General features: G+C 62.0%; 22 protein-coding genes. 8 read left to right on the forward strand and 14 right to left on the reverse strand.

Annotated elements, in window-relative coordinates; genetic code table 11:
- Positions 1 to 6 precede the first annotated feature (6 nt).
- From AB4O05_RS07635 to ureE, 5 genes are all read right to left on the reverse strand, one after another.
- Positions 7 to 1,116: an AGE family epimerase/isomerase gene (locus AB4O05_RS07635; RefSeq protein ID WP_460164858.1), complete on the reverse strand. Its 1,110-nt coding sequence runs from the start codon at positions 1,114 to 1,116 to the stop codon at positions 7 to 9.
- Between the two features lie 118 nt (positions 1,117 to 1,234).
- On the reverse strand, positions 1,235 to 1,807 hold the full coding sequence (locus tag AB4O05_RS07640) for a HupE/UreJ family protein (RefSeq protein WP_460131842.1): 573 nt from the start codon (positions 1,805 to 1,807) through the stop codon (positions 1,235 to 1,237).
- Positions 1,808 to 1,829: 22 nt separating this feature from the next.
- On the reverse strand, positions 1,830 to 2,444 hold the full coding sequence (ureG, locus tag AB4O05_RS07645; RefSeq protein WP_017526387.1) for an urease accessory protein UreG: 615 nt from the start codon (positions 2,442 to 2,444) through the stop codon (positions 1,830 to 1,832).
- Positions 2,445 to 2,456: 12 nt separating this feature from the next.
- The gene (locus AB4O05_RS07650) at positions 2,457 to 3,131 is read right to left on the reverse strand and encodes an urease accessory protein UreF (protein ID WP_460131840.1); all 675 of its coding nucleotides are present in this window, start codon (positions 3,129 to 3,131) and stop codon (positions 2,457 to 2,459) included.
- Positions 3,128 to 3,628, reverse strand: coding sequence for an urease accessory protein UreE (gene ureE, locus AB4O05_RS07655; RefSeq protein WP_460131838.1), 501 nt, complete (start codon positions 3,626 to 3,628; stop codon positions 3,128 to 3,130). The genes AB4O05_RS07650 and ureE overlap by 4 nt, the downstream gene beginning before the upstream one ends.
- A gap of 277 nt (positions 3,629 to 3,905) precedes the next feature.
- On the opposite strand from ureE, the gene AB4O05_RS07660 reads away from it, so the two are divergent.
- On the forward strand, positions 3,906 to 4,403 hold the full coding sequence (locus AB4O05_RS07660) for a C40 family peptidase (RefSeq protein ID WP_460131836.1): 498 nt from the start codon (positions 3,906 to 3,908) through the stop codon (positions 4,401 to 4,403).
- Between the two features lie 5 nt (positions 4,404 to 4,408).
- Here the strand turns inward: AB4O05_RS07660 and AB4O05_RS07665 are convergent, their stop codons facing one another.
- A complete protein-coding gene (locus tag AB4O05_RS07665) occupies positions 4,409 to 5,041 on the reverse strand; it encodes a TetR family transcriptional regulator (RefSeq protein WP_460131835.1) in 633 nt (210 codons plus the stop codon).
- A gap of 332 nt (positions 5,042 to 5,373) precedes the next feature.
- Entirely contained in the window at positions 5,374 to 5,736 is a 363-nt protein-coding gene (locus AB4O05_RS07670; RefSeq protein WP_460131833.1) for a hypothetical protein, read from the reverse strand.
- A 357-nt stretch (positions 5,737 to 6,093) separates the two neighbouring features.
- On the opposite strand from AB4O05_RS07670, the gene AB4O05_RS07675 reads away from it, so the two are divergent.
- Entirely contained in the window at positions 6,094 to 8,163 is a 2,070-nt protein-coding gene (locus AB4O05_RS07675) for an AsmA family protein (RefSeq protein ID WP_460131831.1), read from the forward strand.
- Between the two features lie 118 nt (positions 8,164 to 8,281).
- Here AB4O05_RS07675 and AB4O05_RS07680 read toward each other — a convergent pair whose 3' ends face one another.
- A complete protein-coding gene (locus AB4O05_RS07680) occupies positions 8,282 to 8,812 on the reverse strand; it encodes a ferritin-like domain-containing protein (RefSeq protein ID WP_460131830.1) in 531 nt (176 codons plus the stop codon).
- Between the two features lie 175 nt (positions 8,813 to 8,987).
- Here AB4O05_RS07680 and AB4O05_RS07685 point away from each other — a divergent pair, with 175 nt between their 5' ends.
- Positions 8,988 to 9,878, forward strand: coding sequence for an esterase/lipase family protein (locus AB4O05_RS07685; RefSeq protein WP_460131828.1), 891 nt, complete (start codon positions 8,988 to 8,990; stop codon positions 9,876 to 9,878).
- On the opposite strand, the gene AB4O05_RS07690 is transcribed toward AB4O05_RS07685, so the two are convergent.
- A complete protein-coding gene (locus AB4O05_RS07690; protein ID WP_460131827.1) occupies positions 9,875 to 10,753 on the reverse strand; it encodes a DMT family transporter in 879 nt (292 codons plus the stop codon). The genes AB4O05_RS07685 and AB4O05_RS07690 overlap by 4 nt on opposite strands.
- 119 nt (positions 10,754 to 10,872) lie before the next feature.
- On the opposite strand from AB4O05_RS07690, the gene AB4O05_RS07695 reads away from it, so the two are divergent.
- The 3 genes from AB4O05_RS07695 to AB4O05_RS07705 all read left to right on the forward strand — a co-directional run bounded on the left by AB4O05_RS07695 (position 10,873) and on the right by AB4O05_RS07705 (position 12,860).
- Positions 10,873 to 11,175 carry a PsiF family protein gene (locus AB4O05_RS07695; protein ID WP_460131826.1) on the forward strand — a complete coding sequence of 101 codons (303 nt, stop codon included), beginning with the start codon at positions 10,873 to 10,875 and terminating at the stop codon, positions 11,173 to 11,175.
- A gap of 171 nt (positions 11,176 to 11,346) precedes the next feature.
- Entirely contained in the window at positions 11,347 to 12,360 is a 1,014-nt protein-coding gene (locus AB4O05_RS07700) for an AI-2E family transporter (RefSeq protein ID WP_460131825.1), read from the forward strand.
- Between the two features lie 161 nt (positions 12,361 to 12,521).
- Positions 12,522 to 12,860 carry a hypothetical protein gene (locus tag AB4O05_RS07705; protein ID WP_460131823.1) on the forward strand — a complete coding sequence of 113 codons (339 nt, stop codon included), beginning with the start codon at positions 12,522 to 12,524 and terminating at the stop codon, positions 12,858 to 12,860.
- A 45-nt stretch (positions 12,861 to 12,905) separates the two neighbouring features.
- Here AB4O05_RS07705 and AB4O05_RS07710 read toward each other — a convergent pair whose 3' ends face one another.
- On the reverse strand, positions 12,906 to 14,174 hold the full coding sequence (locus tag AB4O05_RS07710; RefSeq protein ID WP_460131821.1) for an Hsp70 family protein: 1,269 nt from the start codon (positions 14,172 to 14,174) through the stop codon (positions 12,906 to 12,908).
- Positions 14,175 to 14,412: 238 nt separating this feature from the next.
- On the opposite strand from AB4O05_RS07710, the gene AB4O05_RS07715 reads away from it, so the two are divergent.
- Together AB4O05_RS07715 and AB4O05_RS07720 are read left to right on the forward strand one after the other, a co-directional pair.
- Positions 14,413 to 15,351, forward strand: coding sequence for a DnaJ C-terminal domain-containing protein (locus tag AB4O05_RS07715; protein ID WP_460131819.1), 939 nt, complete (start codon positions 14,413 to 14,415; stop codon positions 15,349 to 15,351).
- Positions 15,352 to 15,444: 93 nt separating this feature from the next.
- Positions 15,445 to 20,610, forward strand: coding sequence for a dermonecrotic toxin domain-containing protein (locus AB4O05_RS07720; protein ID WP_460131817.1), 5,166 nt, complete (start codon positions 15,445 to 15,447; stop codon positions 20,608 to 20,610).
- A gap of 48 nt (positions 20,611 to 20,658) precedes the next feature.
- Here the strand turns inward: AB4O05_RS07720 and ureC are convergent, their stop codons facing one another.
- The 4 genes from ureC to AB4O05_RS07740 form a co-directional block, all read right to left on the reverse strand.
- Positions 20,659 to 22,359 carry an urease subunit alpha gene (gene ureC, locus AB4O05_RS07725; protein WP_460131815.1) on the reverse strand — a complete coding sequence of 567 codons (1,701 nt, stop codon included), beginning with the start codon at positions 22,357 to 22,359 and terminating at the stop codon, positions 20,659 to 20,661.
- Between the two features lie 116 nt (positions 22,360 to 22,475).
- Positions 22,476 to 22,781 carry an urease subunit beta gene (locus tag AB4O05_RS07730; protein WP_460131814.1) on the reverse strand — a complete coding sequence of 102 codons (306 nt, stop codon included), beginning with the start codon at positions 22,779 to 22,781 and terminating at the stop codon, positions 22,476 to 22,478.
- Positions 22,778 to 23,311: a GNAT family N-acetyltransferase gene (locus AB4O05_RS07735; RefSeq protein WP_460131812.1), complete on the reverse strand. Its 534-nt coding sequence runs from the start codon at positions 23,309 to 23,311 to the stop codon at positions 22,778 to 22,780. Before AB4O05_RS07735 ends, AB4O05_RS07730 begins: the two co-directional genes overlap by 4 nt.
- Before the next feature lie 5 nt (positions 23,312 to 23,316).
- Positions 23,317 to 23,829, reverse strand: a complete 513-nt coding sequence (locus AB4O05_RS07740; RefSeq protein WP_460131811.1) for an N-acetyltransferase family protein — start codon at positions 23,827 to 23,829, stop codon at positions 23,317 to 23,319.
- Position 23,830: the final 1 nt, after the last annotated feature.

The raw sequence follows: 23,830 nt of genomic DNA on the forward strand, positions 1-23,830 counted from the left end.
TGGCGTTCAGCCGAAGTGAGCGAGCAGGCCCCGGTAGCAGGTCGCCAAGTGGTAAGGCGTAGTCGAGGGCATATCCCACCGGCTTACTTGCCCGCCCGCATCCAGGCATTCGTTCCAGCCTTTTGCATGCAGGAAGTGGTGTTGCAGCGCCAGCAATTGGCGCTGCAACACCGCTTCGCTGCCGGGGCGCAGGGTCAGGGCGCGCAGGTATTCGGCCTGGGCCCAGATGCGTTGAGTGCCGTCGCGTACGCTGCCGTCCAGGGCAAGCATGCCGCAGACCGCGCCGCTCAATTTATCCACACCCTTCTGCTCGGCATAGGCAAACGCCCGCGTCAACGAGGCGTGCAGCGGGGTGCCGCGCAGCACATCCGATGACTCCAGCAAAAAAAACCACTCGAACTGGTGCCCTGGCTCGAACCAGTTATCCACAGCACCCAGCGGCTTTTCCATCATCACGCCGTGCTGGCGGTCGATGAAGCGCTGCTGCATGGCCGTCGCCATGGCCAGCAACGCGGCTTGCACGTTGGCGTCTTCACGCACCGCGAGGGTGGCGAGGAAACCTTCGGCCAGGTGCATCAACGGGTTTTGCAGCGGGCCGGACGCAAGGGACGTCCAGTTGCGCTCCAGCACCGCCTCGTACAGGCCATCACCGCTGCTGAAGCGCTGGGCGACCACTTCCAGGGCGGCATTGAGCACCGACTCCACCAACGGCTCACGCACCTTGGCCCAGTAATGGGCACAGGCAAAGATGATGAATGCATGAGTGTAGAGGTCTTTGCGTGTATCCAGTGGCTGACCGGCCGGGTCGATGCTGTAGAACCAGCCGCCGTGCTCGGCGTCGTGGAAGTGCTGTTGCAGGGAACGGAACAGCATCGCCGCGCGCGCCTCGGCAAAGGTCGCGCCCGGCTCGCCGATCAGGCTGGCGAACAGGTACAGCTGGCGGGCGCAGGCCATGGCGCGGTAGCGCTGTGGGGGCAAGGGCCGGTGATCGGCGTCCAGCGCTTCATAGGGCAACGCCAGCTCGGCGTTCCAGCCCGGGCCTTGCCAGAGTGGCACGATCAGGCTGTGGAAGTGCGTGAGCACGGTATTCAAAGAGGGCGGGGAAGCGATGGGCATTGGCTGGCGTCGTCACGGCAGGGGCGTAGGCGCGCATGGTAGCAGAGGGGCAGCTTTAAGTTGTGGGCTGCAAGCGGCAAGTAAGAGCCGTTCGGCTTTTACTTGCCGCTTGCGACTGTCAGCTGGCGAGCAGCCACACCCCAGTCGCCGCCGAAGCTGCCCCGGCAACTCGCACCAGCGGCGCAGCAGCTGTCGGCAGGAAGCGCACCAGTGCATAACCGGCCGCATGCAGCGCAGCTGTCGCGCCGACAAACCCGGCGGCATATGCCCAAGGGCTGGACATGTCCGGCAGCTCCAAACCATGCGCCACGCCGTGGAACAGCGCGAACAACGCCGTCGCGCCCACCGCCATGAACAACGGCGGACGCACCACCAAGGCCACCGCCAGGCCCAGGGCCAGCACCGAGGCGGCAATCCCGCTTTCCAGTGCCGGCAACGCCAGCCCCTCAAAGCCCAGCACGCCGCCGATCAGCATGGTGCCCACAAAGGTGCACGGCAGTGCCCAGCGGGCGGCGCCTTTTTGCTGCGCGGCCCACAGGCCGACCGCGACCATGGCCAATAAATGATCAAGGCCCCCCAGTGGGTGGCTGATACCCGCCACCAGGCCGTTATCACCGTGGCCGGGGTGGGCGAAGGCCAGGGTCGGGACGAGCAGCAGGGCTGCGGCCGCGAAGAGTTTATTGAGGCTCATGGACAGGTTCCTTATGGGTTGATCAGGCGGCGGTCAGCAGGCCTTGACGTTCGATAAAGGCGACGATGTCGTCCAGGCCGACGCCGGTTTTCTGGTTGCTGAACACAAAGGGTTTGCCGTTGCGCATGCGCTGGGTGTCGCTGTTCATCAGTTCCAGCGAGGCACCGACCAGCGGCGCCAGGTCGATCTTGTTGATCACCAGCAGGTCGGATTTGCAAATACCGGGCCCGCCTTTGCGCGGCAGCTTGTCGCCGGCGGACACATCGATCACGTAGATGGTCAGGTCCGACAGCTCCGGGCTGAAGGTGGCCGATAGGTTATCCCCGCCGGACTCCACCAGGATCAGGTCCAGGCCCGGGAAGCGGCGGTTGAGCTGGTCCACGGCTTCGAGGTTGATCGAGGCGTCTTCACGAATCGCCGTGTGCGGGCAGCCGCCGGTTTCCACGCCAATGATGCGTTCCGGCGCCAGGGCCTCGTTGCGCACCAGGAAGTCGGCGTCTTCTCGGGTGTAGATGTCGTTGGTTACCACCGCCAGGTTGTAGCGATCGCGCAGCGCGAGGCACAGGGCCAGGGTCAGGGCTGTCTTGCCGGAGCCCACCGGGCCGCCGATGCCGACGCGCAGGGGTTGTGTGTTCATTTGTTTTTTCTCCTAGGAACGGAACAGGCGGCTGTACTGGCGCTCATGGGCCATGCACGCCAGGGACAGGCCGAACGCGGCGCTGCCGAAATGGTGGGGGTCGATGCGGCCAGCGTCCTGCTGGGCGTGTTGCAGCAGAGGCAGCAGTTCGCTGGTCAGGCGCTGGGCGGCTTGCTGGCCCAGCGGCAGGGTTTTCATCAGTACCGCCAGTTGGTTTTCCAGCCAGCTCCAGAGCCAGGCGGCGAGGGCGTCATCCGGGCTGATGGCCCAGGCGCGTGCGGCCAGTGCCCAGCCCAACGCCAGATGCGGTTCAGCGCGTTGTGCGAGGAAGCCACGGGCGGCGTCGTCCAGTTCCGGCAGGCCAGTGAGCAATTGTTGCAAGGAGTAGCCCATTTGCCGGCTCTCCTGATACAGCTCGCGGGTTTCGCGGCTGGCGTGGTGTTCATCGCACAGGCGAGCCAGTTGCGGCCAGTCCTGTTCGGCGGCGGCGCGGCAATGGGCGAGTAGCAGCGGCGCTTCGAAACGCGCGAGGTTGAGCAGCAACTGGTCGCTGATCCAGCGCCGGGCGCTGGCCGCATCGTTGACGCGAGCATGCTCCACGGCCATTTCCAGGCCCTGGGAATAGCTGTAGCCGCCAATCGGCAATTGCGGACTGGCCAGGCGCAACAGCGCCCAGGCTGGGTTCATAACCGCACGCCGAACTGGTGCAGCTTGGGCGGGTAGTTGAAGTCTTCGTCGCCGTGGCGCGAATGATGGTGGCCACCGCCATAGGCGCCGTGCTCGGGTTGGAATGGCGCTTCGAGGGTTTCGGTCTGCGCGCCCAGTTGTTCCAGCATTGCCTTGAGCACGTAGTCGTCCAGCAACCGCAACCAGCCGTCCCCCACTTGCAAGGCCACATGGCGGTTGCCGAGGTGATAGGCCGCGCGGGTCAGTTCAAAGGCGCTGCTGCAGGTCACGTGCAGCAGTTGTTCAGGGCGGGCGCAGACGCGTACGACACGTCCGTCTTCGGCCTGTAGAAATTCACCATCGTGCAACGGCGGCTGGCCGCGCTCCAGAAACAGGCCGACGTCTTCACCGTCGGCACTGAAACAGCGCAGGCGACTTTTGCTGCGCGCTTCGAAATTCAGCAGCAACTCGGCGGCCCAGAGGGCTTGGGGGGCGATACGACGGTGGATCACCAGCATCAGGAAGCTTCCAGCTATGAGCGATGCAGGAGCTAGAGCAAGGGCCTTGCCAACCCCAGCGATGAGTAGGAAATGCCTGACAGGGTGCGCGCTGACGCCACTAAATAGGGCGTAGGGCGATTTTTTGTGTGCGCCAATATGGTGCGCTGCGCGCCCTGTCGCACCCCTGACGGGCACTTTCGGATGTTTCCTACGCCGACCCAGGATTTGACCTTCGAGACGTTACGAGCTGTGTCATTAGGCTATGCGCCGTGTTTAATTCACTGCGACGTTTCTCATGTTCAAGTCATTTTTTTATGCGTTCATTGTCGGGCTGTCTTTCGTTGTTGCCTCAGCCTCGGCCAACCTTCAGTCCACTGCTTCTTTTAATGCCTCCCGCAAAAACGCCTCCATCGACGATGTAGTCGATCGCGCCCATCAGTTGTTGGGCACCCCTTACAAGTGGGGTGGGACCTCCATCACGCAGGGTTTCGATTGCAGCAGCTTCCTGGTCTACCTGTTCAAGACCGAAGCCAATATCCAGATACCGCGCACCACGGCGGCGATGCACCGTTCAACGGCACCGACCATCAAGCGCGCGGCGCTGAAGCCAGGGGATGCGGTGTTCTTCAAAGGCAATGGGCGTGGCCGGGTTAGCCACGTGGGCCTGTACATCGGCGAGGGCAAGTTCATTCATTCGCCGCGCACTGGCAAAAGCGTGCGTGTCGACTCGCTGAGCAATAGTTACTGGAATAAGCACTACACCACCGCCAAGCGCTTTCACTCGGCGGGCTGACCGGCTCACTCGGTGCTGCCCAGGCCCTGCCAATGCTTGAGGCCGATAAAGATAAAGCGCAATTGCTGGGTGATTTTCGCTTGCGGCGTGAGGTGCGCGGGCAGGGCCTCTGCCGGTGGGTCGATGATATCGGGAAGGGTGGCGAACACGCTCTTGACGATCAGGTCCGCCATCACGTGCAGGCCGTCGGCGTTCAGGTGCTGCAGCTTGGGCATCAGCGTCAGGTCGGCCGCCAGGTCGCGAGTGATGTCTTCGCGCAAGGCGCCGATGGCTTGGCGCACAGCCAGGCAACCGCCGTATTGTTCACGAGCCAGGAACAGGAATTGCGAACGGTTGGCCGAGACCACATCCAGAAAAATCCGCACGGACGCATCGATAATGCCGCCCATCACGAACTCGTTGTGACGCACCAGGCGAATCGTGGCGCGAAAGGTCTGGCCGACTTCGCTCACCAACACGAGTCCAAGCTGGTCCATATCGGCAAAATGGCGATAGAAACCGGTGGGAACAATGCCAGCCGTCTTGGCCACTTCACGCAGGCTCAGGCTGCCAAACCCACGACCACACTCCATCAGGTGCCGGGCGGCGTCCATGAGGGCGAGGCGGGTCTGTTGCTTTTGTTCGGCGCGGGGCAGCATGGGCGGGCTGGCTTTGTTGGCGAGTACAGCGACGCACTCTAGCAAAACAGCGTCATTGGCGTCGAACTTGGTGGGGAGGCGGGGGCAGTTATCAGGCGGCGAATGCTACAAAAAGTCAAAAGCCCGATCGGCTGATCGCAATGCCGTTCAGTTAAGCGAAAGTGATTCACTGTAGGAGCGAGCTTGCTCGCGAAAAACGCCCAGGCAACGCATTCATTCTCGATAAGCGCGTTGGCCCTGAGTTCTTCGCGAGCAAGCTCGCTCCTACAAAAAGCCTTAACTGAACGGCATTGCGATCGGCTGATCGGGCTTTTTTCTGGGCCGCCATTGGGTTAGCTCTGTGCTTGATGCAGTTCTTCCAGGCGATCGGCACCGCCTTCGGCAACGGCATTGCGCTCCATCAGGCGATCAGCGCCGCCTTCAACCAGACCTTTCTGTTCCAGGCGGTTGCGGCCGTTTTCGGTCACGCCTTCGGCGTAAGCGCGTTGGTTGGCGCGGTCCGAACCGTTTTCAGCAACAGCGCCTTTGGCGTAGTCACGGTTTTCATCTTCTTGCGAACCGCTGCGAGCCAGGGTCTGGTTGAAGGAAGCGGCGTCGGCTTTGACTTGTGGGGTGACCTGTTCAGCGGCTGGCAGGGCAAAGGCACTGGAAGCCAGGATGGACAACAGGACGGTAGCGAGTACTTGGCGTTTCATGATCGTTGCTCCTTGGGAGGGCGATAAAGTGGGTACGGAGCCAATGCTACTCTTGATAAGTCGATATAAAAGTTCATAAACGCAATGGTAATAATCAACGGAATTGATTGTTCGTGGCGAGGGCTCTAGATTGCACCTCTCAAGCACGCGGGTTTGCACTGTGGTGGGTATTTTCGACACGAGCTTGGGTAACAATGGTGCGTCGCTGCGGTTGGAATCTGTCGGTTTGGTCAGGAAAAACGCTTTTTTCGGTTAAATCAGCGAACTGGTTAAACCCCCGCTCGGTTTACCAGTCGTAGTTTTATAAGCTGTCCTCATGGCTGTAACCCAGCCAGTCGTATTCAGGAGTCCTGTGCAATGACGCGCACTCGCAAAATTGTCGTTTGGAGCTGCGCCAGCTTCGCTGTGTTAATCGCTGTAGTCGTACTGATCCTGGTGTTTTTTGACTGGAATCGCATCAAACCCCCACTCAATGCCAAGGTTTCCGAAGAGCTGCACCGCCCGTTCGCCATTAATGGCAACCTGGCTGTGGTGTGGCAGCGCGAGCCCGATGAAGGCGGCTGGCGTGCCTGGGTGCCGTGGCCGCACGTGATTGCCGAAGACCTCACCCTGGGCAATCCCGACTGGTCGAAAAAACCGCAGATGGCCACGCTGAAAAAAGTCGAACTGCGTATTTCGCCCCTGGCGTTGCTGGGGCAGCGCGTGGTGATCCCGCGTATCGACCTCACCGAACCGAGTGCCGAGTTGCAGCGCCTGGCCGATGGTCGCGCCAACTGGACGTTCACCTTCGACCCCAAGGACCCGAACGCCGAACCCTCCAGTTGGGCGGTGGACATCGGTGCCATCGGCTTTGACAAGGGCCACGTCACGCTCGACGACCAAACCCTCAAGACCCAGCTCGACGTCATCATCGACCCGCTGGGCAAACCTATTCCGTTCGCTGACATCGTCGGCGACGCCGATGCCAAAAAGGCCTTGGAAAAAGGCTCCAAGCCCCAGGACTACGCGTTCGGCCTCAAGGTCAAAGGCCAGTACCACGGCCAGAAGCTCGACGGCACCGGCAAGATCGGTGGTCTGTTGGCCCTGCAGGACGCGGCAAAGCCGTTCCCGCTGCAGGCCCAGATGAAGATCGCCGACACCCGCATTGCCGTGGCCGGCACTCTCACCGACCCGCTCAACCTTGGCGCCCTCGACCTGCGTCTGCAGCTGTCCGGCAGCAGCCTGGCCAACCTCTACCCGCTGACCGGCGTCACGTTGCCTGATTCGCCGGCCTATGCCACCGACGGTCACCTGATCGCCAAGCTGCACGAGGCCAGCGGTGCGTCGTTCCGCTACGAAAACTTCAACGGCAAGATCGGCAACAGCGACATCCATGGCGACCTCGCCTACGTCGCCAGCCAGCCCCGGCCCAAGCTCAGTGGCGCGGTGGTGTCCAACCAACTGCTGATGACTGACCTGGCGCCCTTGATCGGTGCCGACTCCAACGCCAAGCAAAAGGCCCGTGGCGGCGAAAGCAAGCAACCGGCGAACAAGGTACTGCCGGTGGAAGAGTTCCGCACCGAACGCTGGCGCGAAATGGATGCCGACGTGGAGTTCACTGGCAAGCGTATCGTGCACAGTGCCGACTTGCCCTTCACTGACCTCTATACACACCTGGTGCTCAACGACGGCGAATTGAGCCTGGAACCGCTGCGTTTCGGCGTGGCCGGCGGCAAGCTCGATGCGCAAATTCGCTTGAACGGTCGCACCACGCCCATGGAAGGCCGCGCCAAGCTGACCGCGCGCAACTTCAAGCTCAAACAGCTGTTCCCGACGTTCGAACCGATGAAAACCAGCTTTGGTGAACTCAATGGTGATGCGGATATTGCCGGGCGCGGTAACTCCGTGGCGGCATTGCTGGGCACCTCCAACGGTGACCTGAAGATGCTGATCAACGACGGTGCCATCAGCCGTGGCCTGATGGAAATCGCCGGGCTCAACGTGGGCAACTACGTGATGGGCCGCCTGTTCGGCGACAAGGAAGTGAAGATCAACTGCGCGGCGGCAGACTTCGGCATCAAGACGGGCCTGGCGACCACGCGGCTGTTTGTGTTCGATACCGAGAACGCCATTGTCTACATCGATGGCACCGCCAACATGACCACCGAGCAGTTGGACCTGACCGTTACCCCTGAATCCAAAGGCCTGCGCCTGTTCTCTTTGCGCTCGCCGTTGTATGTCAACGGGCCTTTCATCAAGCCCAATGCCGGTGTGAAAGCCATTCCCCTGGCGCTGCGCGGCGCGGGCATGGTGGCGCTGGGTGTGATCGCCGGTCCAGCCGCGGGGTTGCTGGCGCTGGTGGCGCCGAGTGGCGGTGAGCCGAACGAGTGCGCGCCGTTGTTGCAGCAGATGAAGGAAGGCAAGGCGCCGAAGACTGTGAAAGGCTAATTTCCTGGCTTTTGTTGTGCGCGTGCTTGTCGGTGTTCAGTCACTGAAAATCAGCCAATACAGGACGCAAAAAAGGGGTGAGCGGTATTAACCCGCTCACCCCTTTGCAGGCGGCGCTTTACAAGCTTTCGAGAATGTCCGCCATATCGTCCGCATGCTCTTCTTCCTGAGCGAGGATCTCTTCAAACAGGCGGCGCGTGGTCGGGTCTTTATCGCCAATGTACTGGATGATTTCACGGTAGCTGTCCACGGCAATCCGCTCGGCCACCAGGTCTTCGTAGACCATCTCCTTCAAGCTGTTACCCGCTACATATTGGGCGTGGGAGTTTTTCGACAGCAGGTCGGGGTTGAACTCCGGTTCGCCACCCAACTGCACGATACGCTCGGCCAGTTTGTCGGCGTGCTCGGCTTCCTGGGTGGCGTGCTCAAGGAACTCCTGTGCGGCGACCGCGGCTTTAACGCCGCTGGCCATGAAGTAGTGACGCTTGTAGCGCAGCACGCACACCAGCTCGGTAGCCAGTGAGGCGTTGAGCAGGCGGATGATTTCTTCGCGGTCGGCGTCATAGCCCTCGGTCACGGCACCGTTTTCGACGTTCTGGCGGGCGCGGCTGCGCAGGGTCGCAACGTCGGTCAAATTTGCTTCAGTCATCTCAATCTCCTGGGGCTAATCCGGGTTACGCCACGCTCTGTCGGCGTGATCGCTCCAAGTTGTGAGTACCGGGCCGCGCAAAAAGTTTTATCGAATTTACCTCGCGCGTCACGAGCCCGACTTGCGGCTGGGCTAGGCTGCAGGGCATCAAATGGGTTTGGGGGGCGCTCGCTTTATGCCGCAGTCGTTGGCTACACGTTATCCGCTGGTATTAGTGCCCGGCATGCTCGGGTTTGTGCGCGTCGGGTTCTTCCCCTACTGGTACGGGATCGTCCCGGCGTTGCGCGCCGGCGGGGCCCAGGTCTTCCCGGTACAGGTGGCGCCGCTCAACTCCAGTGAAGTGCGTGGCGAGCAGTTACTGGTGCAGATCGAGCGGATTCGCCTGGAAACCGGCGCCGCCAAGGTCAACCTGATCGGCCACAGCCAGGGCGCGCTGACGGCGCGTTATGCCGCGGCGAAACGACCGGAGTGGGTGGCGTCGGTCACCTCCGTGGCGGGGCCTAATCAGGGTTCGGAGCTGGCGGACCATATCCACACCCACTACCCCAGCGACGGCGCCAAGGGCCGCATCATGAGTGCGCTGTTTCACCTGGTCGCCTGGGTGATGAGCGTGCTTGAGACCGGCTATCGCGGGCCGCGTTTCAAGGCGGATCTGCAGGCCTCGCACCTTTCCCTCACCAGCGCGGGCGTGGCGTTGTTCAATCGCCAATACCCCCAGGGGTTGCCCGACTCGTGGGGCGGGCAGGGCGCGGAGGTGGTCAACGGCGTGCGCTATTACTCGTGGTCCGGCACCTTGCAGCCAGGCATCACCGACCGTGGCCGCAACCTGTTCGACGGTACCCACCGCAGCTGCCGCTTGTTCGCCCGCAGCTTCGTGCGCGAAAAGGGCCAGTGCGACGGCATGGTGGGGCGCTGCAGCTCACACCTGGGCACGGTGATTGGCGATGACTTTGCCCTGGACCACTTCGACATTGTCAACCAATCCATGGGCCTGGTGGGCAAGGGCGCCGAGCCGATTCGCCTGTTTGTCGAACATGCCCATCGATTGAAAGCGGCGGGGGTTTAAGCCCTGCGGCGTACCGGCGTGGTCCAGCGCTCCGACAAAATCACCCCACCCAAGGTCAGCAAGCCGCCCACCAGGTGGTACAGCGCCAACGCTTCCTTCAACACCAGCGCTGCAATCAGCGCGGTAATCAACGGCAGCAGGTTGAAAAACAGCGTGGTGCGGCTGGGCCCCAGGGTCTTGACCGAGTGCATCCACGCCAGCGGCGCCAGCATCGACGCCAACAGGCACGCGTACAGCACCAGCGGAATATTCGCCCAACCCAGGCCCACTTTCGCCGAGCACACAAACAGCGGAAACAACACCACCACGGCCACCAGTATTTGCAGATACAGCAGCACCAAGGGCGGCAGGCGCAATTGCCATTTTTTCAGCAGGGTGCTGTAGACCGCGTAGGCCAGCGTCGCCACCAGCATCATGCCGTCGCCCAGGTTCACCCCATGCTGCAGCAAGGCGCCCAGGCTGCCGGCGGATACCACCACGACCACGCCCGCAAACGAAAGCGCCGCGCCGGCCAGAGCGCCGAAGGTGAGGCGCTGGCCGAGGCTGATGATCGCCGCCGTCAGCGCCATCAACGGCATCAGTGACAGGATGATGCCCATGTTGGTGGCGCTGGTCAGTGTGGCGGCGTAGTACGCCAGGCTCTGGTACACCGCCATGCCCAGCACGCCGAGGGTAAAGATCTTGCCCAGGTTCGGGCGAATCTGTGCCCAATGGGCGATCACCGGCTTGAGCATGAACGGGGTAAACAACAACGCTGCCAGCAGCCACCGATAAAAGCCGATTTCCGCAGGGAAGATCGAGCCCACCGCCAGTTTGTTGATCACGGTGTTGCCGGCCCAGATAAAAATGGCCAGCAAGGGATACGCGTATTGCATGACATCGCCGTACAGAGGAATGGGCGGGGATTATCCTCTCTTAGTCGGAATGTGTAACAGGATTTGGCTACACTTTCGGCAGGCCGCGCCCCTCGGCGCGCAAACAGGGAGAAAACTCCATGAAGATGCTGCGTATTCCGTTGTTGATGATGGGCCTGCTGCTGTGTTCCCAAGGCTTTGCCGCCACCGCCCAGCAAAACAAAATGACCACCTGCAATGCCGAAGCCACCACCAAGACGCTCAAAGGCGACGAGCGCAAGGCCTTCATGAAAACCTGCCTGTCGGCCCCGGCCGCCAACGATGCCAAGACCCTGACGCCGCAACAGCAGAAAATGAAGGATTGCAACGCATCGGCGAAAACCAAAGCGCTGACCGGCGATGCACGCAAAACCTTTATGAGCACCTGCCTGAAGAATGGATAGCCCCAGGCCCTGGAAGGCTGCGACACTCGCACACAGCCCCCTGTAGGAGCGAGCTTGCTCGCGAAGAACGCAATTACCCGCGTTTATTCAGAATAAACGCGTTATCTTTGGCGACCTTCGCGAGCACGCTCGCTCCTACACATCCTTTAACGCCGTTCGTTTTGAGGCTGTATGCCAACGTTTTCTCAGCGTCATGTGTTGTTGCTCGCCAGCTACATCATCATTTTCGGCGGTTTGCTGCTGGTACTGCCGCTGAAACTACTGCCCAGTCTGCTGGCCGGCCTGTTGGTCTATGAACTGGTCAACATGCTCACCCCCCAACTGCAACGGCTGATCGAAGGCCGCCGCGCGCGCTGGCTGGCGGTGGCCTTGCTTGGCACCCTGATCGTCAGCGTGCTGGCCCTGATTTTCGCCGGTGCCATCAGTTTCCTGCTTCACGAAGCGGAAAACCCAGGGGCCTCCCTCGATAAATTCATGGGCGTGGTCGACCGTGCACGGGGCCAATTGCCGCCGTTCCTCGACGCCTACCTGCCTGCCAGCGCCGCCGAGTTCCGCGTGGCCATCGGCGACTGGTTGAGCAAGCACCTGAGCGAATTGCAACTGGTGGGCAAAGATGCCGCGCACATGTTCGTCACCCTGCTGATCGGCATGGTGCTCGGCGCGATCATCGCCCTGCAACGCATCCCCGACCTGACCAAACGCAAGCCCCTGGCCGCCGCGCTGTTCGATCGCCTGCACCTGCTGGTCCAGGCCTTTCGCAATATCGTTTTCGCCCAGATCAAGATCGCCGCGCTCAACACCGCCTTTACCGCCGTGTTCCTGGCGGTGGTGCTGCCGCTGTGTGGCATTCACCTGCCGCTGACCAAAACCCTGATCGTGCTGACCTTCCTGCTCGGCCTGCTGCCGGTGATCGGCAACCTGATGTCCAACACCCTGATCACCATCGTCGCGCTGTCGCTGTCGATCTGGGTGGCGGTGGCGGCACTGGGCTATTTGATCGTGATCCACAAGGTCGAGTACTTCCTCAATGCGCGCATCGTCGGCGGGCAGATCAGTGCCAAATCCTGGGAACTGCTGCTGGCAATGCTGGTGTTTGAAGCCGCATTTGGTTTGCCGGGGGTGGTGGCGGGGCCGATTTACTATGCGTATTTGAAGAGTGAATTGAAGCTTGGCGGGATGGTTTGACGCAGTGACCTACCGATAGGCAAGGGCAGCAGCGGGTGCTTGGAGGGCGGGTTAACTCGTACAGACCTGTTGCTTTTGACAGTAGACAGCGTTTTTCGTAGCTGGTCAGCTATCCGACAGAGGAGTTGGCGGTGCCGACTCTATTGGCTGGGAGAGTGATCATGAGTGAAATCAAGCTGAGCGATGAAAGCAAAGTGATTGACGTGTTAAAAGATCCGAAAAAACCGGTGGTACTGGCGTTTTTGGGCAACCTGACCACGTCAAATGGGATGGAGTCGGCAAGTGGCAAGATGAAGACGGTGATGGAGGCGTTGGCGGGGGATGGTGCGTTAAACGGCGCCGAGTTTCTGATCAAACATTTTGACGCCGACGGTGTCATCGAGAAGCTTTACGATGTGCAGTCGGGGCCGACTACGCTGCTTCTGCAGACTAAAACGATCGTGGGTCACCACACGCAGGGCTGGATGACGCAAGCGATTAAAGATGAGTTCCATCTCTGACTGCCTGATCGTTCCCCGCCCAGGGGAACGATCAACACGGGTCGATCAGCAGCCGTAGCGCTTGCTGGCCTCAATCGCCAACCCGCTGCCGATACTGCCAAAGATATTCCCTTCCACGTGCCGCGCATTCGGCAGCATCGCCGAGATGCTGTGGCGCAAGGCCGGAATGCCGCTGGAGCCGCCGGTAAAGAACACCGTGTCCACCTGCGCCACGCTCACCGAGGCGTCGTTGAGCAACTGCGTCACGCTGTTGCGCACGCGTTCGAGCAAGGCGTCGATGGACGACTCGAACAACGCCCGGCTCAGGTCGACGCTCAGGCCGGCTTCGATACGGTCCAGCGGAACGTGGCGGTTGTCTTCGTGGGTCAGCTGGATTTTGGTCTCTTCCACTTCCATCGCCAGCCAGTGCCCGGCGCGTTGTTCGATCAGCTTGAACAGGCGGTCGATGCCGCCGGTGTCCTCGATGTCGTAGCGCATGCTGCCCAGGGCCAGCTGGGATTTTTGCGAGTACACCGAGTTGATGGTGTGCCAGGTGGCCAGGTTCATGTGGTGGCTGGTGGGCATGTAGGCGCCGCTCTTCATGCGGCTGCCATAGCCGAACAGCGGCATCATGCCGGCCAGCGAGAGCTGTTTGTCGAAGTCGGTACCGCCGATGTGCACGCCGCCGGTGGCGAGGATATCGTCGTGGCGGTTGTCGTTGTGACGACGGTCCGGCGACAGGCGCACCAGGGAGAAGTCCGAGGTACCGCCGCCGATGTCGACGATGAGTACCAGCTCTTCCTTTTCGATGGTGGACTCGTAGTCGAAGGCCGCCGCGATGGGCTCGTACTGGAACGAGATGTCCTTGAAGCCGATCTTGCGCGCCACGTCGACCAGGGTGTTTTCGGCTTCCTGGTCGGCCATCGGGTCGTCATCGACGAAGAACACCGGGCGGCCCAGCACCACTTCTTCGAACTCTCGACCGGCGGTGGCCTCGGCGCGGCTCTTGAGCTGGCCGATAAACAGCGCCAGCAGGTCGGTGAACGGCATGGCCGTGCCCAATACGCTGGTGTCGTGCTTGATCAGCTTGGAGCCCAGCAGGCTCTTGAGCGAGCGCATCAGCCGGCCTTCGTAGTTTTCCAGGTATTCGTGCAGGGCCAGGCGACCGTACACCGGGCGGCGTTCCTCGAAGTTGAAGAACACCACCGACGGCAATGTGATCTTGTCGTCCTCCAGCGCGATAAGCGTCTCCTCGCCGGGGCGGATCCAGCCGACGGTGGAGTTGGACGTGCCAAAGTCGATGCCGCAGGCACGAGCTGGGGATGGGTTGTTCATGTCTATCGGGTTCCGGTCGGAAAACGGCCGCGCAGTGTATGCCAGTCGAAGGCGGATGCGTAGGCCGACCATCTGTTAAATCGCGCTTGAAAGTCGGCGATTTGCCCCCACATCAGGTGCATACGGCTAGCGCCGATAACACTTTGACGCAACCCCAGGCCACAAGACTCTACAAGTGCAAAGCAGCGCACGTTGTGACCCGGGCTGTGCGATCTCGATTGAGGATGGTAAACCGCCGATGGATTTCAAAGACTACTACAAGATTCTGGGTGTCGAGCCAACGGCCGATGACAAGGAAATCAAGGCCGCCTATCGCAAGCTCGCGCGCAAATATCACCCGGACGTAAGCAAGGAGAAAGACGCCGAAGCCAAGTTCAAGGATGCGTCCGAAGCCTACGAGGCGCTCAAGAGCGCCGACAAGCGCGCCGAGTACGACGAACTGCGCAAATACGGCCAGCACGGCCAACCGTTCCAGGGGCCGCCGGGCTGGCAGAGCCGTGGCGGCTTTGGCGGCGGCCAGGACGCGGGGGATTTCTCGGACTTCTTCAGTTCCATCTTCGGCGCGCGCGGCGACGCCTTTGGTGGCGGCCAGCGCCGCCCGACCGGGCGCAAAGGCCAGGACGTGGAGATGCAACTGTCGGTGTTCCTGGAGGAGACACTGTCCACCGAGTCCAAGCAGGTCACCTTCCAGGTGCCGCAATACGACGCCATGGGCCGGCACGTCAGCAACACCACCAAGAGCCTGAACGTGAAGATCCCCGCCGGCGTGGCCGACGGCGAACGTATCCGCCTCAAAGGGCAGGGCGCGCCAGGTGTGGGCGGCGGGGCCAATGGCGATCTGTACCTGATCGTCAAGTTTGCGCCGCACCCCAAGTTTACGGTGGAAGGCGAAAACCTGGTGATCACTTTGCCTCTGGCGCCATGGGAATTGGCGTTGGGTGCGGAAGTCGCCGTGCCGACCCTGACCGGCAAGATCAACCTCAAGGTGCCGGCCGGCAGCCAGAACGGCCAGCGCATGCGCGCCAAGGGCCATGGTTTGCTGAACAAGGCCGGGCAGCGCGGCTTCCTGTATGTGGAGCTCAAGGCGGTGATGCCCAAGCAGGCGGACGACGAAACCATCGCCCTGTGGCAGGCGCTGGCGAAAAAGGCCAATTTCAACCCGCGCGAGCACTTCTGAGCCACGCCGTGTGTAACGGCTAAATAGTTACAACCCGCGCCCGGCACGCGCCCGATAGGTTGATACCTTGTTCTTCTTCCAAGGTATCCACCGATGAGCGAGCCACTTGTTGTCGCCCCTGATTTCCCCATGTCGGGAGAGCAGGGACGGCACTACGAATTTATCAAGAACGCCATTCCTGCCTGCCTGACCAGCGCTGCGCCCCAGCGACGTATGGCGCTGCAGCAAACGCCCTCGACAATCCCCGACTGGTACGCCGCCGCTACCGCCGAGCAACGCGAGCAACTGAACCGCAGCCTGGACGCCCGATGCGACTCACAGAACAAACTGGACCAGTTGATGGCCAATGTTCAGGAGGTCAATGCTTTTGCCCATCCGCTGCTCACCGAGGCGTTGAAAGCCGCAGGCCATGCACTGGATGTCGATCGGGTTTGCCTGCGCCTGTATGTGCCGGTGGACGACAGTTTCGGCCGCCGGACAAGCGGGTACCGCACCAAGACATTGACCCTGCTCGAAGCGGCCCTGAACAATTTTGAAGAACAGGAAGCCCAGGCGGGTTTTTTCAACGCGGCGTCTGGTTTCATCACCTTGCCCGACGCGCGCGGCCATTTCGTGCGGCATTCCACCACGCTCAAGATCGAGGACTTTGCCCAGCTGTGTCGTCGGCTGGACCTGGGCGCTCAATACCAGGCCTACCTGAACAGGCTCCTGCGCCCGGATAACGAAGTGGCCCGGCAGCTGCTGCGTATCCGCTACCTCGCCAGCCGCAAGGATGACTTCAAGGCGGCGGCCAACCTGGCCTTGCTCAAGGGCGATATCGGCGAGGACGATTTTGCCTTGTTGATGCGCGTGGCCAATGGCGAAAAAAACATCAGGCTCGGCGACAAACAGGTCTGGTATCGCACGCCTTGCCTGATGAACCTGCACCTGCAAGGGTGCGTGATTATCGACCCCTGCGTCGCGCACCAGTATTCCGACTGGTTCATCGTGTATATCCCGGACGACCCGGACCACCCGATCAAGCGCTACGAGTCCTTTGCCGCGTTTCGCCACGAGTTGACCCGCCAGCTCACCACGTGGCCGGTGGTCGGCAGCAACCTGCGGACCATGACCGGGGTGCCCGATTACCAGCGTTTCTTCAGCCGCTTCATTGCGCACAAGGACCGCCCTTACTACTACCGGCGCTTTACCGAGACGGTGATCAAGGCGCCCTCCGAACCCTGGTTGGTGCGCTGGTTGCGTTCCGAGCAGGGCGCCTTCTGGGCCAAGGCGCTGGTGCCTTCGATTGCCTTTACACCGTTGCAGTCGATCCTCGGCGATCCGCGCTACACCCGCCAGGAGCCCAGGGAAGCGGTGGCGCTGAATATCAATGCCGACGCCATCAAGGGGCTTTGGGAGGAGGTCGATCTCTGGGACGAGTTGTACGAAGGCATGCTCGCACGCGTGTTCGACGACGCACGCACATTGGCCATTTCCACGGCGGACACTGACGCCGCCAGCCGTTCGAGGCGCCTGGCGCATTACCTCAACACCGGTACTTTCGTCGGCGGCGTGGTACTGACGGCGCTGTCCATGGCGATCCCGCCGCTGGGCGCGGTCATGGCTGTGGCGACCGCCGGGCAGTTGTTATACGAAGTGCTTGAGGGCGCGGTTGAGTTGGGCGAGGGCGACCGCGAGGCGGGGTTGTCGCACATCATGGATGTGGTTGAGAACCTGGCGATGCTGGTCGTGGGCGGGGTGGCGTTCCATTTCACCGTGTCCCCGCTGATCGAAAGCATGAAGCAGGTGCAGTTGCCCAATGGCAAGACGCGCTTGTGGAAGCCCGACCTCAAGCCGTACGCCCGTGACATCCCGCTGGCGCCGGGCTCCGCCCCGAACAGCGAGGGCCTGCACCTGCACGACGGCCAAACCGTCCTGCCGCTGGAAGGCAAACACTTTGTGGTCTCTGAAGATCTTTTGCCCGATACGTATCGGATTCAGCATCCGAGCCGTGCAGACGCCTACCAGCCACAGCTGCGGCATAACGGTCGCGGCGCCTGGCTGCATGAGGCCGAGCAGCCCAGGGCATGGCAAGGCGCGACGCTGATGCGGCGCCTGGGCGCGGCGATGGACGGCTTCAGCGACAGCCAGCTCGAGCAGATTCGCACCGCCTGCGGCGTCAGTGAGGACACGTTGCGCAGGGTGCATGCCGACAGTCGTGCGACCCCGGCGCTGCTGTTGGATACCGCCCGGCAGTTCCGCGCCTATGCGGATGCGGTCAGCGTCAGCGAGCAGATCGCCGCCGGTGAGCTGTCGGACGGGCTGTATAGCTACGCCGCGGCGATGATGACCGAACTGGCCGGTTGGCCCGCCAGCAAGGGGATCGAAGTCTATGAAGCCGCCGTACCCACTCGAGCCGTCGCCCGCTATGGCTCGGCCAGCGCCTCGGGCCAGGACCTGATTCGCATCAGCCGAAGCGACTTGATGCACGGGCAATTATCGGCCCGCGTGGTGGAGAATCTCGACAGGACACAGCGTGAGACCCTGCTCGGCAAACAGTTGGTGACCGACAGCGCTCGTCAAATCGAGACGCTCACCGCGCGCCTGGCGATGTATGCCAAAGAGCAGCGAACGCGATTGTTCAGCAGCCTGTACACCGAACAGCAGCCGCAAAAAAACCTGCCGATCCAGATCCTGCAGCGCGACTTCAAGGGCGTGCCCACGCTGATGGCGGGTGAGTTGGTTGCGGGGGCCTCGGCCGACGAACTGGCATTTATCGCCGCCAAAAAACGGCTGCCCCTGCGCCTGGCAGAGCAGGCCCGCAGGGCACAGGCGCAGACGCGCCTGGTGCGTGCCTACGAGGGCCTTTATCTGGAAGCCTTGGACAATCCGGACACCGAAGCGCTGGCGCTTCATAGCCTGGAAAACCTCCCCGGCTGGCACGACGATCTACGCCTAGAAGTGCGTGATGGGTCGTTCCATGGTGCGTTGCGTGCCAGCTTCGGTGAGCTGACGGCCTCCAGCCGTAAAGTCGTGGTACGCGTGGCAGACGGCCTCTATGAGGCATTCGATGAACAGGGCAATGGGCTGCATGGCGCCAATGGTCTGTATGACGCGCTACAACATGCTCTCACCGATGCCCATCGCACTGCCATTGGCCTGCCGCATGTGGGCCAGGGCTGGCAATTGAAAGCACTGATCGCCGCAAAGGCCCTGCCCCGCGAGCAGTTACGCAAGGTGTTGAGGATGCAGCCGGAATCGTTGCCGTTTTTCAGGTGGCCGCGTCGTTTGACCGGCCAACGCCTGGGGTACCCGTTGAGTGGTCGTGGCGCCGGCAGTGGGGCCGGCCTGGTGGGGGAGCGCGTGCGCACGCTTTACCCCAGCATCAGCGATGCGGAACTGGAGCAGTACCTCCAAGGCCGCGATCTTGAGAATGCCCACTGGCTACGGGCCTTGGAGGATGAGTTCCGCGCGCTGGACAGTGCATTACGCAGTTGGGTATTTAACGGCCCCAGGGACGCTGCGTCATTGCAAAACCGCCTGGACTTTCAAGAGGTGATGATTGCGGCCTGGCGGCGCAGTGGCGAGCGGGATCTCGACGTCGGCAACCGCTACGTCGGGCAGAAAATCATGCTCACCAGCAGCGAACTGGGCGAGCACCTGGAAACGCTGCCAGCCCTGCCCGGCAACTTTGACCATGTGTCCAGCGTGTCGCTGAATAATTGCCAGCTCACCGATGAGTCGCTCGGCTTTCTGGCGAAATTCCCCAGGTTGCGCGAGTTGGAGTTGGACGACAACGAGTTGACCCAGTTACCTGCCGCCCTCGAACACATGCCATACCTGGATTTCTTGTCGATGGCGGACAATGAAATCGAACTGACGGAGGCAACGGCAGGCTACATCAGGAACATGACTCGCCTGCAAGTGCTGTCCCTGGAGGGCAACCCGCTGGGATGCGCACCGGATCTGAGCCGTATGAGCGAGTTGCGCGCGGTGTACCTGGCAGGCTGTGAACTCAATGCCTGGCCGCTCGGGCTGTTCGCCAAGCCCAGATCGCCCGGGTTTATTCTTGAGCTGGGCTCCAATCCGCTTAGCGAGATTCCCGACGTGGCCCCCGGCTCCGACCGGGCGCTGCTGCTGGCCAGGACTCAGGTCAGCCGTGAGCAACTGGCGCCGGATGTGCTGAGCCAACTGAGCCTCTATATCGAATCGGTGGGCCTTGACCCTGCTTCCTATACTGCGCCCAGAGGGCTTCAGGACAGTATCGATTGGATCACCGGACTGACGCCGGAGCAGTTTTTGCGCAAGCAGGAGACCTGGAATGCGATCGAGGAAGCCGAAGGCAGTGAGCCGTTCTTCAATGAGCTGCGCAAACTCAGCGCTTCATCCGATGCCGCTAGCGCTGAGTACAAAGAGGAGCTCACCGATAAGGTCTGGCGCATGCTGGAGGCCATGGCTGCCGATACGGCACTGCGTGATCGTCTGTTCAAGATGGCCGCCGCCCCCACCACCTGCGTTGACGCTGGCGCGCAGTTGTTCAATGCCATGGGCGTCGAGGTATTGGTGCAGCAAGCCAACGCTATCGAACCTCCGGCGCTGAGAACCCTGGAGCTGTTGGACCTGGCCAAGGGCCGATCGCGCCTGGACGAGCTGAGCCGGATCGCCAGGGCCAGGGTCAGCGAATTGCTTGCCCAGGGGCGCAAGTTCCCGATCTACGATGATGAGGGCGCCGTCATCACCCAATTCGACGAAGACGGCAACGCGGTTCGCAGCATTGACGAAGTGGAGATCCACCTGGCCTACGCCACTCGGTTGGCCTCGCGTTTGGATTTGCCCTGGCAGTCCCGGAGCATGACCTTCGCCGAGCCGGATGTGACCGAGCTGATGCTGGAGGGCGCGGCCAAGCGTGTCCAGGCATTGGAGGCCGGCGAGCTGTTGCGCGACAACCTCCTTGAACAGCCGTTCTGGGCCGATCATGTTCAGGCGTCTAACCCCGTGGAATTCAAAGCCATGAGTGCCAAGGTGGATGCGTTGGCGGACCTGCAAGAGGCGCAGCAACAATGGCGCGCGGATGGCGGGCTGGCCGTGCAGGAAAAACAGGCGCTGAAAGACAGGATCGAGGCGGACGCCTTGCTGCTCGGCAAGGCACCGACCGAGGTCAGCCCTGGCAGGGTGATGACTGAGCAGGAATACGACGCCGAACTGGACAGCCTGTGGGGGCAGCGCAAGACCCTGTTCCAGACGCTGACGGACCAGATGATGGGCAGAGTCGCCGGCTGATGCTCGCGCCAGGGCCCGGCCAGCATGGCTGCCGGGCTCTGGCTTGTCTTAGAAGAGGAAGTAGCGCTGGGCCATCGGCAGCACGTGCGCCGGCTCACACCAGAGTAACTGCCCATCGGCCTTGACCTGATAGGTCTGCGGATCCACCTCGATGTCCGGCAGGTAGTCGTTGTGGATCAGGTCGGTTTTCTGCACATCGCGACAGCCCTTGACCACCGCGATCTGCTTCTTCAGCCCCAGTGCTTCCGGCAGCCCGGCGGCGAGTGCCGCCTGGCTGATGAACGTCAGGCTGGTGGCATGCAGCGAGCTGCCGAAGCTGGCGAACATCGGGCGGTAGTGCACCGGTTGCGGCGTCGGGATCGAGGCATTGGCATCGCCCATCAGGCTGGACGCAATCGCGCCGCCCTTGAGAATCAGGGTCGGCTTGATCCCAAAAAACGCCGGGCGCCACAGCACCAGATCGGCCCATTTGCCCACCTCGATCGAGCCGACGATATGGCTGATGCCATGGGTGATCGCCGGGTTGATGGTGTATTTGGCGATGTAGCGCTTGGCGCGGAAGTTGTCATTGCCGGGGCCATCGCCGGGCAGGGCGCCGCGCTGTTTTTTCATCTTGTCGGCGGTCTGCCAGGTGCGCGTGATCACCTCGCCGACGCGGCCCATGGCCTGGCTGTCGGAGCTGATCATCGAGAACGCGCCAAGGTCGTGCAGGATATCTTCGGCGGCGATGGTTTCGCGGCGGATGCGGCTTTCGGCGAAGGCCACGTCCTCGGCAATGCTTGGGTCCAGGTGATGGCAGACCATCAGCATGTCCAGGTGCTCATCGATGGTGTTGCGCGTGAACGGCCGCGTCGGGTTGGTGGAGCTGGGCAGCACGTTGGGGAAGCCGCAGGCCTTGATGATGTCCGGTGCGTGGCCGCCACCGGCACCTTCGGTGTGGTAGGTGTGGATGGTGCGACCCTTGAGCGCGGCGAGGGTGGTTTCGACGAAACCGGACTCGTTGAGGGTGTCGCTGTGGATCGCCACCTGCACGTCGTAGTCGTCGGCCACGCTCAAGCAGTTGTCGATGCTGGCGGGGGTGGTGCCCCAGTCTTCGTGCAGCTTCAAACCGATGGCGCCGGCCTTGACCTGTTCGATCAATGGTTCCGGCAGGCTGGCGTTGCCCTTGCCGGTGAAGCCGATGTTCATCGGGAACGCGTCGCTGGCCTGCAGCATGCGCGCCAGGTGCCATGGGCCCGAGGTGCAGGTAGTGGCGTTGGTGCCGGTGGCCGGCCCCGTGCCGCCGCCGATCATGGTGGTGACACCGCTGGTCAGCGCTTCTTCGATCTGCTGCGGGCAGATGAAATGCACGTGGCTGTCAATGCCGCCGGCGGTGAGGATCATGCCTTCACCGGCAATCACTTCGGTGCTGGCGCCGATGGCCATGGTCACACCGGGTTGAATGTCCGGGTTGCCGGCCTTGCCGATCGCATGGATGCGGCCGTTCTTGAGGCCCACATCGGCTTTGACGATGCCCCAGTGGTCGATGATCAACGCGTTGGTGATCAAGGTGTCGACCACTTCATGGGCGAGCAGCTGGCTTTGGCCCTGACCATCGCGGATCACTTTGCCGCCGCCGAACTTGACCTCTTCGCCATAGACGGTGAAGTCCTGTTCCACTTCCACAAACAGCTCGGTGTCGGCCAGGCGGACCTTGTCACCGACGGTGGGGCCGTACATGTCGGCATATGCCTGACGGTTGATTTTCATAACCTCGGTCCTCGGATATGAGCTGCAAGTTATTAGCTGCAAGCTTCAAGTAAAAGCAAATGGGACGCCGCAAACCGTTCTTTCTTGCAGCTTGCGGCTGATAGCTGGCAGTCGACCTAAAGCTCGCCCATGACTTTTCCCGCAAACCCATAAACTCGCCGCAACCCGCTCAGGTCGACGAGCTCGACAGTCCTCGCCTGCCCCGGCTCGAACCGCACCGCCGTGCCCGCCGGAATATTCAGGCGCATGCCACGGCTGGCGGCGCGATCAAACGTCAGCGCATCATTGGTCTCGAAAAAATGGTAATGCGAGCCCACCTGGATCGGCCGGTCGCCGCTGTTGGCCACGCTCAGGGTGACGGTGCGGCGGCCGACGTTGAGTTCGATCTCGCCAGGCTGGATCTGATATTCACCAGGAATCATGCAGGTTGCCCCAGGGTCTTGAAGTAGATGGCGGTCGGGCTGTAGCGCCCGTCCGGGCTTTGGCAGTAATCGGGCAGTTCACCGATCTTGGTGTAGCGCAGTGCCTGATAGAAGGCTTCGGCGCCGGAGCCGGCCTCGGTGTCCAGGTACAGCAGGCCGCGCTTATGCTGGCGCGCGGCGAGTTCCAGGCTGTGCATCAGTTGCTGGCCCAGGCCACGGCGCCGGGCGTTGCTGTGCACCAGCAACTTTTGCACCTCGGCGCGGTTCAGGCCGTTGGCCTTTTGGCACAGCGCCAACTGCACGCTGGCCAGCACCTGTTCGTCGCGCACCACCACCCACAGCAGCAGGCTGGCGTCTTCGATACTCGCTTGCACGCCGTTCAAATAAGCGAGTGCCTGGGCGTGATCGAAGTCGGCCATGAAACCGACCGACGCGCCGTGCCTGACCGCGTCCAGCAACAGCTCAATCAAGCCCTGGCGGTAATGGGCAAAGCTTTCGGCATTGACTCGACGCAGTTGCGCAGCGCTCATCGCTTTCACTCCTTGGGCGGTTCGGCGCCCGGGTTCAGGGCCAGTTGCATAAAGGTCAGGTCCAGCCAGCGGCCGAACTTGATACCCACTTGGGGCATCTGCCCGGTGGTGATGAACCCCAGGCGTTCATGCAGGCGGATCGAGGCCTGGTTGCCACTCTCGATGGCGGCGACCATCACGTATTTACCGCAGGCGCGCGCGCGCTCGATCAAGACCTGCATCAGGCGTGGGCCCAGGCCCTTGCCACGCTGGTCGTTGCGCACATACACCGAGTGTTCGACGCTGTAGCGGAAGCCTTCGAAAGGCCGCCAGTCGCCGAACGCGGCGTAGCCGATGACCTCGTCGTTTTCCACCGCCACCAGGATCGGGTAGCCCTGGGCCTGACGCGCGGCGAACCAGGCCAGGCGGTTGGCCAGGTCCACCGGTTGCTCGTTCCAGATCGCCGTGGTGTTGCGCACCGCGTCGTTGTAGATGTCGCGGATCGCCGGCAGATCCTGTTCGGTCGCATCACGAATCATG

Source organism: Pseudomonas sp. S1_G07 (assembly GCF_054668565.1).

What these genes read in the sequence shown, in the direction of transcription:
- AB4O05_RS07640 (WP_460131842.1), bottom strand. Translation starts at nt 1,807, where the DNA reads ATGAGCCTCAATAAACTCTTCGCGGCCGCAGCCCTGCTGCTCGTCCCG.
- ureC (WP_460131815.1), bottom strand. Translation starts at nt 22,359, where the DNA reads ATGAAAATCAACCGTCAGGCATATGCCGACATGTACGGCCCCACCGTC.
- AB4O05_RS07695 (WP_460131826.1), top strand. Translation starts at nt 10,873, where the DNA reads ATGAAGATGCTGCGTATTCCGTTGTTGATGATGGGCCTGCTGCTGTGT.
- AB4O05_RS07675 (WP_460131831.1), top strand. Translation starts at nt 6,094, where the DNA reads ATGACGCGCACTCGCAAAATTGTCGTTTGGAGCTGCGCCAGCTTCGCT.
- AB4O05_RS07720 (WP_460131817.1), top strand. Translation starts at nt 15,445, where the DNA reads ATGAGCGAGCCACTTGTTGTCGCCCCTGATTTCCCCATGTCGGGAGAG.
- AB4O05_RS07735 (WP_460131812.1), bottom strand. Translation starts at nt 23,311, where the DNA reads ATGAGCGCTGCGCAACTGCGTCGAGTCAATGCCGAAAGCTTTGCCCAT.
- AB4O05_RS07730 (WP_460131814.1), bottom strand. Translation starts at nt 22,781, where the DNA reads ATGATTCCTGGTGAATATCAGATCCAGCCTGGCGAGATCGAACTCAAC.
- AB4O05_RS07680 (WP_460131830.1), bottom strand. Translation starts at nt 8,812, where the DNA reads ATGACTGAAGCAAATTTGACCGACGTTGCGACCCTGCGCAGCCGCGCC.
- AB4O05_RS07650 (WP_460131840.1), bottom strand. Translation starts at nt 3,131, where the DNA reads ATGAACCCAGCCTGGGCGCTGTTGCGCCTGGCCAGTCCGCAATTGCCG.
- AB4O05_RS07710 (WP_460131821.1), bottom strand. Translation starts at nt 14,174, where the DNA reads ATGAACAACCCATCCCCAGCTCGTGCCTGCGGCATCGACTTTGGCACG.
- AB4O05_RS07635 (WP_460164858.1), bottom strand. Translation starts at nt 1,116, where the DNA reads ATGCCCATCGCTTCCCCGCCCTCTTTGAATACCGTGCTCACGCACTTC.
- AB4O05_RS07715 (WP_460131819.1), top strand. Translation starts at nt 14,413, where the DNA reads ATGGATTTCAAAGACTACTACAAGATTCTGGGTGTCGAGCCAACGGCC.
- AB4O05_RS07660 (WP_460131836.1), top strand. Translation starts at nt 3,906, where the DNA reads ATGTTCAAGTCATTTTTTTATGCGTTCATTGTCGGGCTGTCTTTCGTT.
- AB4O05_RS07665 (WP_460131835.1), bottom strand. Translation starts at nt 5,041, where the DNA reads ATGCTGCCCCGCGCCGAACAAAAGCAACAGACCCGCCTCGCCCTCATG.
- AB4O05_RS07670 (WP_460131833.1), bottom strand. Translation starts at nt 5,736, where the DNA reads ATGAAACGCCAAGTACTCGCTACCGTCCTGTTGTCCATCCTGGCTTCC.
- ureE (WP_460131838.1), bottom strand. Translation starts at nt 3,628, where the DNA reads ATGCTGGTGATCCACCGTCGTATCGCCCCCCAAGCCCTCTGGGCCGCC.
- AB4O05_RS07685 (WP_460131828.1), top strand. Translation starts at nt 8,988, where the DNA reads ATGCCGCAGTCGTTGGCTACACGTTATCCGCTGGTATTAGTGCCCGGC.
- AB4O05_RS07705 (WP_460131823.1), top strand. Translation starts at nt 12,522, where the DNA reads ATGAGTGAAATCAAGCTGAGCGATGAAAGCAAAGTGATTGACGTGTTA.
- ureG (WP_017526387.1), bottom strand. Translation starts at nt 2,444, where the DNA reads ATGAACACACAACCCCTGCGCGTCGGCATCGGCGGCCCGGTGGGCTCC.
- AB4O05_RS07740 (WP_460131811.1), bottom strand. Translation starts at nt 23,829, where the DNA reads ATGATTCGTGATGCGACCGAACAGGATCTGCCGGCGATCCGCGACATC.
- AB4O05_RS07700 (WP_460131825.1), top strand. Translation starts at nt 11,347, where the DNA reads ATGCCAACGTTTTCTCAGCGTCATGTGTTGTTGCTCGCCAGCTACATC.
- AB4O05_RS07690 (WP_460131827.1), bottom strand. Translation starts at nt 10,753, where the DNA reads ATGCAATACGCGTATCCCTTGCTGGCCATTTTTATCTGGGCCGGCAAC.